The organism is Gluconobacter aidae (assembly GCF_009547075.1).
Classification (GTDB): Bacteria; Pseudomonadota; Alphaproteobacteria; order Acetobacterales; family Acetobacteraceae; genus Gluconobacter; species Gluconobacter aidae.
The window spans coordinates 105,924-123,301 of record NZ_WIPH01000003.1; the positions used below are offsets into that span (position 1 = coordinate 105,924).

Below are 17,378 nucleotides of genomic sequence, written 5' to 3' on the forward strand. Positions count from 1 at the left end.
GGAGAGCAGAACCATGACCGCGCAAGATACGCCGGCGGCCTCACCGACGAAACGTGTTCTTGCTGTCGTCCTGTTCAATCTTCTCGTCTATATCGTCATCGGCCTGCCCAATGCCGTCCTGACGATTTTCGTCCATCAGGGGCTGGGTTACAGCACGAGCGTGGCCGGCATCACGTTCTCGCTCCAGTATTTCGCGACCTTCGCGGCCCGGCCCTCCGCCGGACGCCTGGTGGACCGGATCGGCCCCAAACCCGTAGTCATCGGCGGCCTCGTCACCTGTCTGCTGTCCGGTCTTCTGCTAACCGGGTCAGGGCTTCTGGGGACCATGCCACGGTTGTCGCTGGACGTACTGCTGCTCAGTCGCCTGCTACTGGGCTGGGCGGAAAGCTGGGCCGCAACCGGGGTGATCGTCTGGAACATCCGTCGGGCCGGGGCGGAAAACACCGCCATCGCCATTTCCTGGAACGGCATCTGCTCCTATGGCGGAATCGCCCTTGGCGCGCCGATCGGAGCCAAGCTGTCCATGCTGGCCGCACCCTATGGCGGGCTGGTTTCGGTTGGGATCCTTTCCGTGGCACTGCCGCTGTTCGGCCTGGCGCTGATCGGCTTCTACCCTGCCGTCAAACCCCTTCCTTCGACCAGCCAGCCCATTCCCTTCGCACAGGCGCTCAGACTCGTGCTTCCTCACGGCTCGGCGCTGGCGGCGGGATCCATCGGATTCGGGGCCATCTCGTCATTCCTGGCGCTGTATTATGCGGTCCTGCACTGGGAAGGCGCGGCGACGGCGCTGGCGGTTTTCGGGTTCACCTTCGTGGTCATCCGGTTTCTCTTTGCCTCGCAGATCGCAAAGCGCGGCGGCGTATTCGTGGCGATCATCTCACTGCTGGTGGAAGCGCTCGGGCTCGCCACGCTCAGCGTATTCCAGACACCATCGGCGGCCCTTGTGGGCGCTGCACTGACGGGGGCTGGATTCTCGCTTCTGTTCCCTGCACTGGGCGTTCTGGCCGTCAACAGTGCGGGGCCGGAGAACCGCGGCGCGGCTCTTGGGGCCTATTCCATCTTCATTGACCTTGCCATTGCGTGCTCGGGGCTGTTTCTTGGACAGGTCATTGAGTTCGCCGGTTACAGGACGATGTTCGCCACCACCGCCATCTGCTGTCTGGTGGGGGTGCTGATCAGCCGTTCGCTGGGCCGCCGGACCGCGTGACAGATCCTCGCTTCAACTAACACGGACCCGACATGACCATTCGTTCCTGCGCCGTCTTCTGTGGCTCCCGCTTCGGCAATGCTCCCATCTACGCCGAAGGGGCAAAAGAGATAGGAACGGCTCTGGCGCAACACGGAATCACACTGGTCTATGGCGGAGGGCATGTCGGGCTGATGGGCACCGTGGCGGACGCAGCGCTTCAGGCAGGCGGCAAGGTCATCGGCGTCATCCCCGAGTTCCTTCATGCCCGGGAAGTCATGCACAAGGGCGTCACGCAGCTTGAAGTCACACCCGACATGCACACCCGCAAGGCCCGCATGTTCGAACTCTCCGACGCCTACGCCATCATCCCCGGCGGACTCGGCACGTTCGACGAACTGATGGAAATCATGACCTGGAAGCAGCTCGGGCTGCATCGGGAACCGATCTATATCGTCAATATCGGCGGCTGGGCCACATCACTCGTCAGCACGCTGAACGATGCGGTCGAGCAAGGGTTTGCGGACCCATCCGCGCGCCGTCTGTTCACGGTTGTGCAGGACGTACCGGAACTGATGGAACACCTCTCCATCAACGTCCCGGCCTGATCCCTGGAGCGGGGCGTATCCCCGCTCAGCCCTCCAGCGTCGCCACCAGCAGAGCGACGACCTCTTCCAGACGCACGCGATCAGCATCCGAAAACCGGTCCTTCACCGGGCTGTCGATGTCCAGCACGCCCATGAGCGCGCCTCTGACCACGACCGGCAGCACGATCTCCGATTGCGAAGCCGCATCGCAGGCGATATGTCCCGGAAACGCATGTACGTCCGGGACCACCAGTGCCTCCCGGTTCTGCGCGACCGTGCCACAGACGCCACGCCCCAGCGGAATCCGCGTGCAGGCCAGACGCCCCTGAAACGGTCCCAGCACGAGCTGCCCGTCCGCTTCTTTCCACAAATAGAACCCGGCCCAGTTGATCTGCGGCAGAGCCTCGAACAGCAGGGCCGCGATATTGGCCATATTGGCAATCATGTCCGTCTCGTTCGACACGACGGAGCGGACCATCGGGACAAGCTCGTCCACGTTCAGACGGTGAAGGGGGGCGCTCATGAAAATCAGTCCTGACAGGAAACGGGAAAACAGATCCCCATCCTAGGACAGACCGCAAAAGACGGGAAAGACCGTGACGTGTATGAAAACTATTCGTTTCCCGTAATGCTCTCGCCCCTGCGAGAATTATTAGAAATAATTCACAAAATACAAAAACAGTTTCCTCAAGGAGGGAGGGTTCTAAAAGAAGCCGGTCCTTTCGTCTGAAAGATCCTTTCCATGATCCTGACTTCCCAGACCCTGCCTCAGATCCCAGAGTCCGTCCTGACCTCTCCCTATGATCGGGAGAGTGTGACGGCCGGTATCGTCCATCTCAGTGTCGGCAATTTCCATCGCGCCCATCAGGCGGTCTACACGGATCGCGCTCTCGCACTGCCGGGACAGTCCGGATGGGGCATTGTCGGCATGGGTCTGATGGACCATCCGGCGGAAATCGCGAAAGCTGAAGCCCTGCAGGCGCAGGACAGCCTCTACACCCTGCGTGAATGTCCGCCGAACCGGCCCGATACGGTCCGGGTCATCAAATCGCTGGTCGAATACATCCATGCCCCCGCCGACCGCGAAGTCGCGCTGAAGCGCCTGACGGACCCCGCGATCCGCATCGTCAGCATGACCGTCACCGAAGGCGGTTACTACATGGACGAAGCAGGTCGCTTCATGACAGAACATCCCACCATCGCCGAGGACCTGCACCGCGCGATCCCCCACACGGCGTTCGGCATGATGACCGAGGCCCTGCGTCAACGCCGGGATGCGGGAGTCTCCCCCTTCACCATTCTGTCCTGTGACAACGTCCCTGCGAATGGCGACGTCGCCCGCAATGCCGTGCTGTCCTTCGCGCGCCTGCGGGATGCGGAACTGGCGGCGTGGATTGAGGCCGAAGTGGCCTTCCCGTCCTGCATGGTCGATCGCATCACTCCGGCGGTCCATCCCGCCGACGTGGCACGGCTGGACGCGGAAAGCGGCATTGAGGATCGCGTCCCCGTGTTCTGCGAGGATTTCATCCAGTGGGTTGTGGAAGACAGTTTCCCCGCCGGACGTCCTGCCTGGGAACAGGCTGGCGTTCTGTTCACGGACGATGTCGAACCTTACGAACAGGTCAAGCTGCGGATGCTGAACGCGTCTCATTCCATGCTGGCGCTGCCGGGCGTGATGATGGGATACCGACTGGTCGATGAAGCCATGGGCGACGAACATCTCGCTGCCCTGCTGGAGCAGTTCCTGCGCCACGACGTCTCACCGCAACTGACGGCCCCTCCGGGGATCAGCCTTCCGGATTATGCCGCGCTCCTTCTGGAGCGGTTCCGCAACCATGCCGTCAGCGACCAGCTCCTGCGTATCACGTCCGACAGCACATCCAAGCTGCCGGTCTTTTTGCGCGCCACGGCGGAAGATGTTCTGAAAAAAGGGCAGGACCCGCGCCGGATCGCCTTCGTTCTCGCCTGCTATTGTGCCTATCTGGTGGGCCGCGACGACGTGCAGGCCAGTTTCGCCGTCACCGAACCCCGCCTGAGCGCCGAAGACCGCGCACTTGCGCTGGATCCGAACCCGGCCAGAGCGCTGGACATGACCGTATTCGCCGGATGGGGCCTTGGAGAGTCCGCCGAGTTCCTCACGCGCTTCATCCAGACACGCGAAGACCTGAAAACACACGGCACCGCAGCCGTCCTGAAGGATCTGGTCGCAAACGGATAAAAGTTTTTGGTGAAGCTTTTTTCAAAAAGCTTCAAAGACCTCCGCCTTTTTGAAAAAAGGCGGAACCCAAAAACTTTCAGATCTGTCAGTCCGAGACGCGGGCGATATCGGCACCGCAGGCGGCAAGCTTGCGGTCCACGCCTTCATAGCCCCGGTCCAGATGATAGATGCGGCTGAGCTGCGTCTCGCCTTCTGCTGCCAGACCCGCGAGGATCAGCGAGAAGGACGCCCGCAGATCGGTCGCCATGACCGGCGCACCCGACAGCTTCGACACGCCACGGATAATGGCCGAGCGGCCATGCACGTTCACGCGCGCGCCCATCCGGTTGAGTTCCGGAACATGCATGAAGCGGTTCTCGAAGATCGTCTCGGTGATCATGGATGCGCCCTCGGCCACGGACAGCATCGCCATGAACTGCGCCTGCATGTCCGTCGGGAAGCCGGGATACGGTTCGGTCATAATGTCCACGCCCTGAAGCGTCCCGCTGCGACGGACCCGCAGGCCGCGCGCCTCTTCCACAACCTCGACGCCCGTTTCCTCAAGCGTGCGGATCACCGCCCCCAGATCATCGGCCTGTCCCCCAACGAGCAACAGATCGCCGCCCGTAATGCCAGCGGCGCAGGCATAGGTGCCGCACTCGATGCGGTCCGGCATGACGGCGTAATGCGCGCCGTGCAGCTTCTCCACACCGTCAATGACCAGCGTGCCCGAGCCTTCGCCCGTGATCTGCGCACCCATCGCGTTGAGGCAATGCACCAGATCGCTGATTTCTGGCTCACGCGCGGCGTTGACGATATGGGTGCGCCCCTTCGCCAGCGTCGCGGCCATCAGCAGGTTTTCGGTGGCGCCCACGCTGGCGAAGGGCAGGATGATCCGGTCGCCCTTCAGCCCGTCCGGCGCGGTTGCGTTGATATAACCGTTTTCCAGACGGATTACGGCACCCAGCGTCTCAAGCCCCTTGAGATGCATGTCGACCGGGCGCGTGCCAATGGCGCAGCCACCGGGCAGCGAGACCTTCGCCTCACGCGCGCGGGCCAGAAGCGGCCCGAGCACCAGAATGGAGGCGCGCATCTTGGAGACGATGTCATACGGCGCCTCGACGGAACCGATCTCGCCGCCGATGGACAGCGTGCGCGGCCCGACGTCCTCAACCGTGATGCCCAGCCCTACCAGCAGGTCACGCATCGTCTTGATATCAGCGATGGCCGGCACGTTGGACAGCACCAGCCGCTCGGATGTCAGCAGACCCGCGACCATGAGCTTGAGGCCGGAGTTCTTGGCCCCCCCGATCTCGATTTCGCCTGTCAGGCGGCGGCCACCGCGAATGATGAAACGGTCCATGGTGCGATCCTTGAGAAACAGGCCTTGAGAGCTGGGCTTTAGAGGCGGGGCGTGGTGACGCCGGATTGGCGCATGTATTTTCCAGCACGGTCGGCATAGCTGACCTCACAGGGGCTGGCACCCTGGAAAAACAGGAACTGGCAGATGCCCTCGTTCGCATAGATTCGCGCGGGCAGCGGCGTGGTATTGCTGATCTCGATCGTTACCTGCCCTTCCCATTCCGGCTCCAGCGGCGTGACATTCACGATGATGCCGCAGCGGGCATAGGTGGACTTGCCGAGGCATACCACCAGCGTGTCACGCGGGATGCGGAAATATTCGACCGTATGCGCCAGCGCGAAGCTGTTGGGCGGAATGGTGATGTCACCCGTGCGGGTCACGAAGCTGTTGGAGGCGAAGTTCTTTGGATCGACGATGGCACTGTCCACATCGGTGAAGATCTTGAATTCCTCTGCCACGCGCGCATCATAGCCATAGGACGACAGGCCGTAGGAAATGACGCCTTCGCGCTTCTGGGCCTCCACGAACGGTTCGATCATGCCTTTTTCCCGGGCCATCTGGCGGATCCATGTGTCGGGCATGATGGGCATGAGGGCACTCCTGAGCAGGGGCGACAGAAATCGCCGTGCGTTTAACCCACCTGCTCTAGCGACCGACGCCCGATCACGCAATGTGTCAGATCAGTCATTTTTCGTGAGGGTCTGTGGCGCGCGTCCCAGCAACCGCTCCAGCCACTGCGGGCGCAGTTCGCTGGTCAGCACGCCGCCCACGATCAGCATGGCTCCCAGCAGCGTGGCGGGAGGCAGACTGTCCCCCGCCAGCCAGCCGACAAGCCCGCCCCAGACCGGCTCTCCAGCATAGATCACAGCCGCCTTGGTCGGGGAGACGGATTTCTGCGCCCAGTTCATCACAACCTGCACCAGCGCGCTCAGGCTGCCCAGCGCCAGCGCACAACTGAACCAGACCCACGAAAATGCCGGGAGTGCTTCTCCCGAAACCGGAACCATCAGCCCCGCAAACAGACTTCCTGCAAAAAGCTGCATGACCGTCACGCGCAGACTGTCCACGCCCCGCGCATAAAGACTGATGAGGACGATCTCGATCGCAATGGCAATCGCCGCAAACAGTGTCAGGATATCACCGCGCCCGAAGGACAGCGACAGCGCCGCCGGTCCCGCCAGACAGACCAGCCCCGCAAAAGCCAGCCCGATTCCGAGCCAGCTCATCAGATGCGGCGCCTTGCGCAGGAACGCCCACTGAAAGATCGGCACCAGCGGAACATACAGCGCCGTAATGAAAGCGGAGCGGCTGCTGGTGATGTCGTGCAGGCCCGCGCTCTGCAACATATAGCCGGTCGCCAGGGCAATTCCGATCAGGGCCCCGGCCCGGATCTCACGCCGGTTGAAATCCAGCAGTTTCCGCCCGGCCAGAAGCCCGACAAACACCGCCGCCATCATGAACCGGACGAACACGAAAAACCGTGGCCCACAATGCTGCATGGCAATGTGGAGCACGAGGAACGTTCCGCCCCACAGCACCGTCACGCCCGTCAGCGCCAGTTCCTGCGGCGACGGAAGGGGGAAACTGCGCTTCACCTTCTCTCAGCGCTCATCAGCGGCGGCTGAAGGCGTTTCATCCTGCGGGCGCGCGCGCTGCTGCTGTTTTCGACGCATCAGATTGGCCCGGAGCGCCCTGGCCTCGCGGCTTTCCCGCTCTTCCTTTGCGGCCGCAGCGCGGTCACGGATGATCTGCTCCGTGGATTTTGCGTCCTTACCGGTCATGGTTCTGTTCCTCGAATGTCGTCCGCAGACGGGTGCCCAGAAGTTCGTCATAAACGCCCAGCGTCCGGGCCTGCATCAGCGATGTCGTGTAATGGGCGATGGCATGGGCGCGCGCTTTTTCAGCCAGCCAGTCCAGCGCCTCTTCGTCCGTTTCCAGTACGCTTTTCAGCGCATCGGCCAGCGCTTCCGCATCACCGGGCGGCACGATCAGACCCGTCTCGCCCGGCAGTATCGTTTCCATCATGGCCCCCTGCGCCGTACCGATCACCGGGCGGCCCATCATCTGCGCCTCAACCAGCGTCCGCCCGAACGGTTCAGGCCGGAGCGAGGGCGCCACCACAACCCGCGCCAGATCACAGGCCGCAGGCATGTCCGTGCAGGTTCCGGCAAAGCGGACACGCTTTTCAAGACCAAGTTCCCGCACGCGCCGCTGCAGTTGACGCGAAAATTTCCGGTCGCCCTCCGGCCCCGCCAGAACGCAGATCCATCCCGTGTCCGCCCGATCCCGCAGGAGCGCCAGCGCCTCGATCAGAATGCCCTGCCCCTTCCAGGCCGTCAGTCGCGCGGGCATGAGAATGACGTCTTCGCCATGCAACACCCCCCAGGCTTCGGCAAGTTTCTGCACGCGCTCGCCGGAAATCACGCCGGGTTCGAACTCCTGCGGGTCCGCCCCGCGCGGAATGACGCGCAGACGACTCTCCGGCACGCCGTATTCGCTCCGCAGACGGCTCGCAATGAATTCAGAAATGGCAATGACCCGCGCACCCCGCGCCAGAACGGAATTATAGAATTTCTTGCCCCACCATGTCGCCTTATGCACGCCGTGCCATGTCGTCACGAGCGGGATGTTTTCGCGGCGACAGGCGATCCATGCCGCCCAGGCCGGAATCCGCGAACGTGCATGGACCAGATCCACGCCCTCATGCTGGATAATCGCCTGAAGATCCCGCGCCCGGCGCAGGACGGCGAAAGGAGATTTTTTCTTCAGATCAAGCGCGATATGCCGCCCGCCCGCATGACGAAGCTGCACCAGAAGACGCCCCGGACGCGAAGCTACAAGCGCGGTCCCGCCCCCATGCGTGATGGCAGAAGCAATCTCGACAGCCCCGCGCTCCAGACCGCCGGTGCCCAGCGCCGGAAGAACCTGAAGGATGACGGGAGAGCGGTCGGTCATGAGGGTTCTGCGGAGCCTGTTCCGGAAAGAGCTTTTCAGACGAAAACAGCCTGTAGCCGGGTCTGCCTCCCCTTCCCACCCGAAAAATGAAAAACGACTGCCCTGAACGACAAAAGGGGCAGCCCCCGTGCCATTTCCGGCACGAAAACCACCCCTTCCGCCTGTATCGGGAGCCGCAGCCCCCGGTTTTATCAGCCCTTGTGATCGGGCAGGGCGTAAACCACGAGCTGGTCGCTGACCGGCGTCATCATGAAGTGATGTCCACCTGCCATGATGGCGACGTACTGGTGACCATTGGCCTCATAGGTCATCGGGTTGGCCTGTCCGCCGCCCGGCAGAACCGCGCTCCAGACCACCTTGCCCGTGTGTTCGTCGATGGCGCGGATCTGGTTATCCGTAGCCGCCGCGATGAACACGAGACCGCCAGCCGTCACAACCGAGCCACCATTGTTCGGCGTGCCGATCTCCCAGGGCAGACCTGTCGGCAGCCCCCAGGGACCATTGGCGCGGGCCGTTCCCAGCGGATGCTGCCACAGCACCTTCTGACCGTGCTTCATGTCGATGGCCGTAATCATACCATAGGGCGGACGGTTGCACATCATGCCCGTGTACTGGTTCCAGAACGGGGTCACGACGATGCCATAAGGCGTACCATCCATGGCGCCGTTACCTTCCGCTCCACCGCCACCCGGCTTGTAGTTCGGGTCGTCGATCGGCATCAGACCAAGCTGATCAGCCTTCTTGCGGGTCACGAGCTGGTCGTACATCGGCGTGATGTTCCAGTTCGCGATCAGGATGCCGCTCTGCGGATCATAGGACATGGAACCCCAGTCGCTGCCACCGTTATAGCCCGGATATTCGATCCATGGCTTATCGATGCTCGGCGGCGTGAACTCACCCACATAGTTCGCACGACGGAACTTGATCCGGCAGAAGAGCTGATCGATGGGGGACATACCCCACATGTCGGTCTCTTTCAGATCCGGAACGCGCAAGGCGGGCATCCCCGTGGACCAGGGCTGCGTCGGCGAACGCGGATCGCCCGGAACGACACCCGGCGACGGCGCAGGACGCTCCTCGACCGGAAGGATGGGCTTGCCATCACGGCGATCCAGCACAAAGGTCTGGCCGCGCTTGGTCGGCATGATCAGCGCGGGGACGGTCTGCCCGTCCGGACCCGGCATGTCCATCAGCGTGGCCTGCGAGCCGATGTCATAATCCCAGACGTCCTTGTGGACCGTCTGGAAAACCCAGCGGGGAGCGCCGGTTTTCACATCGAGCGCGACCACAGCGGAAGAGACCTTGTTCTCTTCTGGGCTACGCAGGGCGCTGTAATAGTCGGAGGCCGAATTGCCGGTCGGGACGTAGACGAGGCCGAGCGCATTATCGCCGGTCATCGCAGCCCAGGAGTTCGGCGTACCACGGCTGTAATGGTTGTTGCCGGTCGGCTGGCTGTGATCGTTGGGACGGTTCACGTCCCAGGCCCACAGGAACTTGCCGCTTTCGGCGTCATAACCTCGGATCACGCCCGACGGCGCCCAGCGGCGCTGACCGTCGAGAACTTCGTGGTTGACCACGACCACGCCGTTCACGATCGGCGGCGGAGCCGTCATGGACACAAAGCCCGGGACGGATTCGCCAAGACCCTGCATCAGATTGACCTGGCCGCCATGCCCGAAGCCCTCGCACAGATTGCCGGTCGCGGCATCAACCGCGATCAGGCGCATGTCGAGCGTGCCTTCAAGAATACGGTTATGGCAGGGCTGGCCTTCCGGCACCTGCGAGGAGGTGAAATACGTCACGCCCTTGCAGGCGGCGGTATAGGGAATAGCCTCGTATTTCTCGTTGATGTTGTGACGCCAGATCTCCTTCCCCGTCACCGGGTCGAGCTTCATAATGTCGTTCTGGGCCGAGCACATGTACAAACCATCACCCACCTTGATCGGCGTGGTTTCGGCGGCCCATTTGTTCACCTGTCCCGGACGCGGATAGCTGCCGGTATGATAGACGAAAGCGACCTTGAGCTGATCGACGTTCTGCGGGGTGATTTCGGACAACGGCGAATAGCGCGTCTGGCTGTCGTCACGTCCATAGGCGGACCAGTCGCCCCGTGCGGGGTTTGCGCTCTGCTGCGGGACCATCTGCGAAACGTCGTTCGGATCCATGGACCCGATATCCGGCAGGTTGGCCGCGTTTACACCCGGAGCCTGCGGCGCATAGGGGGACGGGCCGGAAAAGCGGCTCTTCACAGCCGGCGTGCTCTCGGTCGGCTCGAAGGAATTGTCGCTGCCATTGCCCGGACCGGGAACGGTGGATGTCGGCGCTCCGCCACTGCCGGCAGGCGCGAACTGGGCGTTTGCGGCCAGTGGAGCACAGGCGAACGTCACACAGGCGGCGGTCGCAAGAAGTTGGGATCTGCGCATCAGACGGCTCCCCTCAGAGTACGGCGGCTTTCCATCCGGCGCAGAACCGGAATGGTCAGGGCGACAAGGATGCCCAGCAGCGTGGGACCAAAGGCGCGGGGGAGAAGATCAACGGGGCTGAAGCCCACTTCCCACAGCGCCCAGATCCATGTGTAGGCCAACGCACCGAGATAGAGGAACGCACCGAGGGTCCGTCCCATGAGCATGAAAACGCCGCTGGCCACCAACAGGATTCCGCACAGAACGTAGTAGATGGACCCGCCCAGCATCGCGAGGTCAGCCCCGGCGATAACGAAGAACAGGCCCACCAGAAGAATAATAACTCCCAGGACAAGTGTGAGCCACTCAGCCAGGGTCCTGCTGCCATAAGTATTCGGCATCGGTGAAAGCCTCCAGAACTGAAAGATCAGACGGTAAATCCAGACTTTTCTGAAATCTACGGTTCTTTTTCAATATCCTTGAATACAATTCTAACAAAACCGTGTAATAACACAGTTCCATTTAAATGAATTCAAATGCGCATTATCTTTGTTACCCAGCCGGGATGGTCACAACCGCCCCCGCCGTATGATTCGTCGCCGCCAGGGCCTCAAGAACCTGCACCATCGTAAACGCCAGTTTGCTCTGGAAATCACGATCGCTGATCCAGAACCAGGTGTTGTTGTAGCTGACCGCGGCATAGGGGGAAGCCGGCTCTTCCCGGCTCGAATGGATCACGACTTCCGGGCGGTTCTCGATTCCGACCTGCCCGATCGTAGGAGGCGTTCGGCCGCTCTTGATGTCGTCTTCCGGCACCTCGACCTCGTAGGCGAGCTGCGTCAGCATCGCGAGCATGGAGCGCGTCAGGATCGCGATCTGCTTGCCCGGATGCTTGGGATACGGACCATAGACGATTTCGGCTTCCTCGGCCCCCGGGTCGAGATGCAGCAGACGACGCACCTCCGCCTGGATCGCCAGCAGGTTGCTGTCCGATGTCGAGGTCAGGACCAGATAGGAGTGCTCGGTGCCCGCGCTGCTTCCCCCATTGCCAGTGCTATCGGACTTGCCGCCGTTTTTCTTGCCGGTCGGCGGGGTCGGAGTCTCGCTCGTGATCCGGATGGTCATGGCGCCCTGGATCTGAAGCTGCCGCAGATCGTGCAGAAGCAGATAGAAGCGGACCGAACCACCACCGGACGGTCCCGCACCAAGCCCGCGGACATTGGACAGGCCGTCGATGGACTGTGCCGTCAGGCGCAGCAGCGTATCGATCGGCAGGCCGCCAAGGCTGAGCGGCATGATGACCGTCGGCGAGATCGGCCGGACCACGTTCTCGGCGTATTGCTGCCCCGTCACCGGCTGATAGGTGAAGGTCGGGCTCTCACCCAGGGACATGGTTCCCGTGCCGAACAGGTAGTTTCCCACCGCCGTCGCCGGATAGGCATAAAAACCGCCGCTGATGCTCTTGGAAACGCTGTAGCCCGCAATCACCTGCGTCGTATCCAGGAATGTCGGCGGATCGGCGTAACGCAGCCGGACGATGTTCAGCAGCATCTCGTGCTTCTGCGTATCCCCCAGGGCACGGGAGTATTCGAGCTGGTCGTCCCGCAGTTTTCCGGGCCCCATCGGACCACAGGCAGAGAGACCGGTTGCGGAGAAAACGGCCAGGGCAGCCATCAGCGTGGCACGAAAGTAAGGGTGATTCGGCATGACTGTCTGAAGACTGTCCCATTGGCAGGCAAAGCGGAAGGCCCAACCTTACTAGAGGGGGATGTCCGTCTCGGAAACAGCCATCTTCCCTTTCCGGCCCCGTGAAGCGAACATTCTCGACGAAATGTGTCGTCCAAGTGCTTGAAACACCTTGCGGCGTTGCCTAGATCAGTAGTCGGAACACAGGCCCGTGAGGGTCTGGATACGTCAATAGGGTCCGATCCGGTGCCTCACAGGGCCGGGACGGACCGCTGAGAGGACTGATATTACATGAGCAAAGTCATTGGCATTGACCTTGGTACCACCAACTCCTGCGTCGCAGTACGCGAGGGTGACGAAACCAAGGTCATCGAAAACAGCGAAGGCGCCCGCACGACGCCGTCCATGGTCGCTTTCACCGATAACGGTGAGCGTCTCGTCGGACAGGCCGCGAAGCGTCAGGCTGTCACCAACCCGGCCAACACCCTTTATGCCGTCAAGCGTCTGATCGGCCGTCGCTACGACGACCCGACTGTCCAGAAGGACAAGGAGATGGTGCCGTACGCCATCGTCCGTGGCGACAATGGTGACGCATGGGTCGAGGCGCGTGGCGAGAAGTATGCTCCGTCGCAGATCGCGGCGTATGTTCTGGGCAAGATGAAGGAAACCGCCGAAAGCTATCTTGGCGAGACCGTCTCCCAGGCCGTCATCACGGTCCCGGCCTACTTCAACGACGCCCAGCGTCAGGCCACCCGTGACGCCGGCAAGATCGCCGGCCTCGAAGTCCTGCGCATCATCAACGAGCCGACCGCGGCCGCCCTCGCCTATGGGCTTGGCAAGCGCGATTCCGGCACGGTGGCCGTGTATGACCTTGGCGGTGGTACGTTCGACGTCTCCATCCTCGAAATCTCCGACGGCGTGATCGAAGTGAAGTCCACGAACGGTGATACGTTCCTGGGTGGTGAAGACTTCGACAACCGCATCATCGGGTTCCTGGCCGACGAGTTCAAGAAGGACCAGGGCATCGACCTGCGTGGTGACAAGCTCGCCCTGCAGCGCCTGAAGGAAGCCGCCGAGAAGGCCAAGATCGAGCTGTCCTCCTCCAAGGAGACCGAGATCAACCTGCCGTTCATCACGGCCGACGCCTCCGGTCCGAAGCACCTCGTCGTCAAGCTGTCCCGCGCCAAGCTGGAAAGCCTGGTTGATGACCTGATCCAGCGGACGCTCGGCCCGTGCCGTGCAGCCATCAAGGATGCGTCCGTCTCCCCGAACGAGATCGACGAAGTCATCCTGGTCGGCGGCATGACCCGTATGCCGAAAGTCATCGAGACGGTTAAGGAGTTCTTCGGCAAGGATCCGGCACGCAACGTCAATCCTGACGAAGTGGTCGCCATCGGTGCCGCCGTTCAGGGCGCCGTCCTGAAGGGTGACGTCAAGGACGTCCTGCTGCTCGACGTGACGCCGCTGTCGCTGGGTATCGAGACGCTGGGTGGCGTGTTCACCCGTCTGATCGACCGCAACACGACGATCCCGACCAAGAAAAGCCAGACCTTCTCCACGGCCGAAGACAACCAGAGCGCCGTGACCATCAAGGTCTATCAGGGCGAGCGTGAGATGGCGGCTGACAACAAGCTGCTGGGCAACTTCGACCTTCAGGGCATTGCACCGGCGCCGCGTGGCGTGCCGCAGATCGAAGTCACCTTCGACATCGACGCCAACGGCATCGTGAACGTGTCCGCCAAGGACAAGGCCACGAACAAGGAACAGCAGATCAAGATCCAGGCTTCTGGCGGTCTGTCCGACTCCGACATCGACCGCATGGTCAAGGACGCGGAAGCCAACGCAACCGCTGACAAGGCCAAGCGCGAACTGGTCGAACTGCGCAACAGCACGGAAAGCCTCATCCACCAGACCGAGAAGTCCATCACCGAAGGTGGCGACAAGGTTCCGGCGGCTGACAAGTCCGAAGCTGAAGCCGCGATCGCCGAAGCCCGCGAGGCTCTGGGTGGCGAAAATCTTGATGCCCTGAAGGCTGCCAGCGAAAAGCTGACGCAGGCGGCCATGAAGGTTGGTCAGGCTGTGTACCAGGCTGGTCAGGGCGCTGAAGGTGGCGCTGCGCCGGAAGGCGAGAAGAAAGACGAAAACGTCGTTGATGCCGACTTCGAAGACCTCGAAGACGACAGCAAGAAGCACTGACCGGGTGACTTCCGCAGACGGGGCTGAAGGCTCCGTCTGACCCTGTTTTCCGAGGGCGCCCGTTCCCGCAAGGGGGTGGGCGCCATTCTTGTTTTCCGGCCCTCCACAGGGACCGCCTTCAGGACCGCCCCAAGGACCGAACATGGCCACCAGAATCGACTATTACGAATCCCTTGAAGTCTCCCGCACGGCCTCGCAGGACGAGCTGAAGAAAGCCTTCCGCAAACAGGCCATGCGGTACCATCCCGACCGTAATCCGGGTGATGACGCCGCCGAGCAGAAGTTCAAGGAAATCAATGAAGCCTATGACGTCCTGAAGGACGAGCAGAAGCGGGCTGCCTATGACCGCTACGGCCATGACGCCTTCGAAGGTGGCATGGGCGGAATGGGCGGCGGCTTCGGTGGTGGTTTTGCCGGTGCCGGCGGTCTGGGCGACATCTTCGACCAGATGTTCGGCGACATGATGGGGGGGCGTCGGGGTGGTGGACGCCGGACCGGGGCGGATGTCCAGGTTCAGGTCGAGATCACGCTGATGGAAGCCTTCACGGGCGTGACGAAGGACGTGGAGGTCCGGACGCGCGTGACGTGTGAAGCCTGTCATGGTTCGGGTTCGGCCGATCCGAAGGCTGGCAGCAGCACCTGCCCGACCTGCCATGGCGCGGGCAAGGTTCGTGCGCAGCAGGGCTTCTTCCTCGTCGAGCGCCCCTGCCCGACCTGTCACGGTTCGGGACGCACCGTCGCCAATCCGTGCAAGGTGTGTCACGGCACGGGCACGGAAGCGAAGACGGAAACCATCAGCATCGACATCCCGGCCGGCGTCGAGGATGGCACGCGCATCCGCATGGCGGGCAAGGGCGAGGCCGGCGGCGAAGGCGTGCAGCCGGGCGATCTGTATGTCCACATCTCCGTCCTGTCGCATGACATTTTCCAGCGTGACGGATCGAACATCTACTGCCGTGTTCCGCTGCGCATGACGCAGGCGGCACTGGGTACGGAAGTCGAGGTTCCGGTTGTGGATGGTGGCCGCAGCAAGGTCCGCATTCCTGCCGGGACGCAGACGGGCGAGACGTTCCGTCTGCGCGGCAAGGGCTTCTCGGTCCTGCGCTCCTCGGCCCGTGGGGACATGTACATCCAGGTCTCGGTCGAGACGCCGAGCCATCTGACGAAGCGCCAGCGCGAACTTCTCGAAGAGTTCGAGAAGGAAGCCGGGGACGACCACGCCAAGGGCAGCCCTGAAAACAGCGGCTTCTTCGCCAGGGTCCGCGACTTCTTCGAAGGCCGCTGATCTTTCAGATCCGCAAAAAACCCGGTGCTCTCTTCGGAGACACCGGGTTTTTCATGTCAGTCCGCGCTGAAAATATCCTTCAGGGTCCGTTCCATCACCCCGGCATCCAGCGTCCTGCCCAACCAGTGCTTCACGCCGATCACGCCCTGATTGACCAGCATCCCGAGCCCGTCCAGCACGGTGCAGCCCCTGCCTTCCGCTTCCCGCAGCAGTCGGGTTCTGGGAGGATTCGGGATGACATCGGCGACGATCAGTCCTTTGCGCAGGGTCTCGACCTTCAGCGGCGGCATGGCGTCCGCATCGCCCAGACCGATGGATGTGGCATTGATCAGGATGTCCACATCTTCCGGCACACTGGCCTCACCGTCCCATGCCTGAACGTCGGCTCTGGCGGAGGTGTTGTCCCGCACAAGTGAGGCAATGGTTTCCGCTTTTTTGGGATCGCGGTTCATGACCGTGATATGGGCAGCGGAAGCGAGCCCAAGTTCTACGGCAATGGCGCGTGCGGCCCCACCCGCGCCCAGAAGCAGGACCTTCTTTCCGGACGGCTCCGCGACCTTGTTCAGGGACGCCAGAAAGCCCTTCCCGTCCGTATTGTCGCCGATCAGGCGCCCGTCCCGGATGGAAACGCAGTTCACCGCACCGATGATCCGGGCGGACTCCGCCAGTTCGTCCAGATGCTCGATCACCGCGACCTTGTGCGGCAGGGAGCAGTTGAATCCGACCCATTCCATGGCCCGCGCCCCCGCGACCGCGTCTTTCAGGTTCTCCGCCTTGACGTCACAGTTGATGTAATGCGCATCAATGCTGTAGTGCCGGTACGCGGCCTCGATCATGGCGACGGTCGGATTGTCATCGCACGGCGTGGAGAACGATCCGGTCAGGATGCTGCGGAAATTCTGCTGGCTCATGAGAGGCTCCTCGGATCTGTTATCGTTCATCCGAGATGACGCACGGGATCACGGAAGGGTCCATTCACATTCCAAGAATATCAGTTTTCACGAAAGGGGGCCGAGAGCCAGCAGGGCCGCTTCCCGACCCGTCAGCAGGTCGGCGAGCGTGTAGCGGTCCAGCACCGACAGAAACGCACCCAGCGCATCGCCCAGCACACCACGCAGGACACAGGCCGGAGACAGGACGCAGGGCCGTCCGTCCGTGCTGTTCCGCCCCTCGCAGTCCACCAGCATCATGTCATCTTCGGTAAAGCGCACGACCGCGCCCACGTTGATCTCTGAAGCGGGGCGCGCCAGTTCCAGGCCGCCCCCACGCCCGCGAACGGTCGTGACGAAACCGCCCTGCCCCAGACGGTGCACGACCTTCACCAGATGGTTTTCGGAAATGCGATAGGCCTGCGCGATCTCGCGGATGGAGACGCGGCGTGAGGTGTGAACCCCAAGATGGATCAGCACGCGCAGGGCGTAATCGGTGTGCAGTGTCAGGCGCATGGCGACTCCTCTGCCAGATTGACAGACACAGGTCACGTTTTTAAAGATGTATTTCAAATACACCTTTAAGGGGACC

16 protein-coding genes are annotated in these 17,378 nt (G+C 62.2%); 5 read left to right on the plus strand and 11 right to left on the minus strand.

Annotation, left to right across the window (positions count from 1 at the left end):
• The first annotated feature begins 13 nt into the window (after window positions 1-13).
• Together GFJ39_RS02705 and GFJ39_RS02710 are read left to right on the plus strand one after the other, a co-directional pair.
• The gene (locus GFJ39_RS02705; RefSeq protein WP_153429554.1) at window positions 14-1,207 is read left to right on the plus strand and encodes an MFS transporter; all 1,194 of its coding nucleotides are present in this window, start codon (window positions 14-16) and stop codon (window positions 1,205-1,207) included.
• 32 nt (window positions 1,208-1,239) lie between these two features.
• A complete protein-coding gene (locus GFJ39_RS02710; protein ID WP_153429556.1) occupies window positions 1,240-1,794 on the plus strand; it encodes an LOG family protein in 555 nt (184 codons plus the stop codon).
• Between the two features lie 25 nt (window positions 1,795-1,819).
• Here GFJ39_RS02710 and GFJ39_RS02715 read toward each other — a convergent pair whose 3' ends face one another.
• Complete coding sequence (locus tag GFJ39_RS02715) at window positions 1,820-2,296, minus strand: GAF domain-containing protein (RefSeq protein ID WP_153429558.1); 477 nt, start codon at window positions 2,294-2,296, stop codon at window positions 1,820-1,822.
• A 219-nt stretch (window positions 2,297-2,515) separates the two neighbouring features.
• On the opposite strand from GFJ39_RS02715, the gene GFJ39_RS02720 reads away from it, so the two are divergent.
• Complete coding sequence (locus tag GFJ39_RS02720) at window positions 2,516-3,991, plus strand: mannitol dehydrogenase family protein (RefSeq protein ID WP_153429560.1); 1,476 nt, start codon at window positions 2,516-2,518, stop codon at window positions 3,989-3,991.
• An 85-nt stretch (window positions 3,992-4,076) separates the two neighbouring features.
• Here GFJ39_RS02720 and murA read toward each other — a convergent pair whose 3' ends face one another.
• The 8 genes from murA to GFJ39_RS02760 all read right to left on the minus strand — a co-directional run bounded on the left by murA (window position 4,077) and on the right by GFJ39_RS02760 (window position 12,397).
• A complete protein-coding gene (murA, locus tag GFJ39_RS02725) occupies window positions 4,077-5,333 on the minus strand; it encodes a UDP-N-acetylglucosamine 1-carboxyvinyltransferase (RefSeq protein WP_153429562.1) in 1,257 nt (418 codons plus the stop codon).
• 38 nt (window positions 5,334-5,371) lie between these two features.
• Complete coding sequence (gene dcd / locus GFJ39_RS02730; RefSeq protein ID WP_011252421.1) at window positions 5,372-5,923, minus strand: dCTP deaminase; 552 nt, start codon at window positions 5,921-5,923, stop codon at window positions 5,372-5,374.
• A 90-nt stretch (window positions 5,924-6,013) separates the two neighbouring features.
• The gene (locus GFJ39_RS02735) at window positions 6,014-6,928 is read right to left on the minus strand and encodes a DMT family transporter (RefSeq protein WP_325062800.1); all 915 of its coding nucleotides are present in this window, start codon (window positions 6,926-6,928) and stop codon (window positions 6,014-6,016) included.
• 6 nt (window positions 6,929-6,934) lie between these two features.
• Entirely contained in the window at window positions 6,935-7,114 is a 180-nt protein-coding gene (locus GFJ39_RS02740) for a hypothetical protein (protein WP_153429564.1), read from the minus strand.
• Window positions 7,104-8,288, minus strand: coding sequence for a glycosyltransferase family 4 protein (locus GFJ39_RS02745; RefSeq protein WP_153429566.1), 1,185 nt, complete (start codon window positions 8,286-8,288; stop codon window positions 7,104-7,106). Before GFJ39_RS02745 ends, GFJ39_RS02740 begins: the two co-directional genes overlap by 11 nt.
• Before the next feature lie 191 nt (window positions 8,289-8,479).
• On the minus strand, window positions 8,480-10,711 hold the full coding sequence (locus GFJ39_RS02750; RefSeq protein WP_153429567.1) for a pyrroloquinoline quinone-dependent dehydrogenase: 2,232 nt from the start codon (window positions 10,709-10,711) through the stop codon (window positions 8,480-8,482).
• On the minus strand, window positions 10,711-11,091 hold the full coding sequence (locus tag GFJ39_RS02755; RefSeq protein WP_153429569.1) for a glycerol dehydrogenase: 381 nt from the start codon (window positions 11,089-11,091) through the stop codon (window positions 10,711-10,713). The genes GFJ39_RS02750 and GFJ39_RS02755 overlap by 1 nt, the downstream gene beginning before the upstream one ends.
• 151 nt (window positions 11,092-11,242) lie before the next feature.
• Window positions 11,243-12,397 (minus strand): hypothetical protein, encoded by a 1,155-nt coding sequence (locus tag GFJ39_RS02760; RefSeq protein ID WP_194285267.1) that lies wholly within the window; start codon window positions 12,395-12,397, stop codon window positions 11,243-11,245.
• A 270-nt stretch (window positions 12,398-12,667) separates the two neighbouring features.
• Here GFJ39_RS02760 and dnaK point away from each other — a divergent pair, with 270 nt between their 5' ends.
• The gene (dnaK, locus tag GFJ39_RS02765) at window positions 12,668-14,572 is read left to right on the plus strand and encodes a molecular chaperone DnaK (RefSeq protein WP_153429571.1); all 1,905 of its coding nucleotides are present in this window, start codon (window positions 12,668-12,670) and stop codon (window positions 14,570-14,572) included.
• 142 nt (window positions 14,573-14,714) lie between these two features.
• A complete protein-coding gene (gene dnaJ / locus GFJ39_RS02770; RefSeq protein WP_153429573.1) occupies window positions 14,715-15,857 on the plus strand; it encodes a molecular chaperone DnaJ in 1,143 nt (380 codons plus the stop codon).
• 56 nt (window positions 15,858-15,913) lie between these two features.
• Here the strand turns inward: dnaJ and aroE are convergent, their stop codons facing one another.
• Together aroE and GFJ39_RS02780 are read right to left on the minus strand one after the other, a co-directional pair.
• Complete coding sequence (gene aroE, locus GFJ39_RS02775; RefSeq protein ID WP_153429575.1) at window positions 15,914-16,768, minus strand: shikimate dehydrogenase; 855 nt, start codon at window positions 16,766-16,768, stop codon at window positions 15,914-15,916.
• Window positions 16,769-16,855: 87 nt separating this feature from the next.
• Complete coding sequence (locus GFJ39_RS02780; RefSeq protein WP_153429577.1) at window positions 16,856-17,302, minus strand: RrF2 family transcriptional regulator; 447 nt, start codon at window positions 17,300-17,302, stop codon at window positions 16,856-16,858.
• Window positions 17,303-17,378: the final 76 nt, after the last annotated feature.

Bases quoted from the DNA above. Each gene is read 5' to 3' on its own strand.
- GFJ39_RS02705 (WP_153429554.1), top strand. From the start codon at position 14: ATGACCGCGCAAGATACGCCGGCGGCCTCACCGACGAAACGTGTTCTT.
- GFJ39_RS02710 (WP_153429556.1), top strand. From the start codon at position 1,240: ATGACCATTCGTTCCTGCGCCGTCTTCTGTGGCTCCCGCTTCGGCAAT.
- GFJ39_RS02715 (WP_153429558.1), bottom strand. From the start codon at position 2,296: ATGAGCGCCCCCCTTCACCGTCTGAACGTGGACGAGCTTGTCCCGATG.
- GFJ39_RS02720 (WP_153429560.1), top strand. From the start codon at position 2,516: ATGATCCTGACTTCCCAGACCCTGCCTCAGATCCCAGAGTCCGTCCTG.
- murA (WP_153429562.1), bottom strand. From the start codon at position 5,333: ATGGACCGTTTCATCATTCGCGGTGGCCGCCGCCTGACAGGCGAAATC.
- dcd (WP_011252421.1), bottom strand. From the start codon at position 5,923: ATGCCCATCATGCCCGACACATGGATCCGCCAGATGGCCCGGGAAAAA.
- GFJ39_RS02740 (WP_153429564.1), bottom strand. From the start codon at position 7,114: ATGACCGGTAAGGACGCAAAATCCACGGAGCAGATCATCCGTGACCGC.
- GFJ39_RS02745 (WP_153429566.1), bottom strand. From the start codon at position 8,288: ATGACCGACCGCTCTCCCGTCATCCTTCAGGTTCTTCCGGCGCTGGGC.
- GFJ39_RS02750 (WP_153429567.1), bottom strand. From the start codon at position 10,711: ATGCGCAGATCCCAACTTCTTGCGACCGCCGCCTGTGTGACGTTCGCC.
- GFJ39_RS02755 (WP_153429569.1), bottom strand. From the start codon at position 11,091: ATGCCGAATACTTATGGCAGCAGGACCCTGGCTGAGTGGCTCACACTT.
- GFJ39_RS02760 (WP_194285267.1), bottom strand. From the start codon at position 12,397: ATGCCGAATCACCCTTACTTTCGTGCCACGCTGATGGCTGCCCTGGCC.
- dnaK (WP_153429571.1), top strand. From the start codon at position 12,668: ATGAGCAAAGTCATTGGCATTGACCTTGGTACCACCAACTCCTGCGTC.
- dnaJ (WP_153429573.1), top strand. From the start codon at position 14,715: ATGGCCACCAGAATCGACTATTACGAATCCCTTGAAGTCTCCCGCACG.
- aroE (WP_153429575.1), bottom strand. From the start codon at position 16,768: ATGAGCCAGCAGAATTTCCGCAGCATCCTGACCGGATCGTTCTCCACG.
- GFJ39_RS02780 (WP_153429577.1), bottom strand. From the start codon at position 17,302: ATGCGCCTGACACTGCACACCGATTACGCCCTGCGCGTGCTGATCCAT.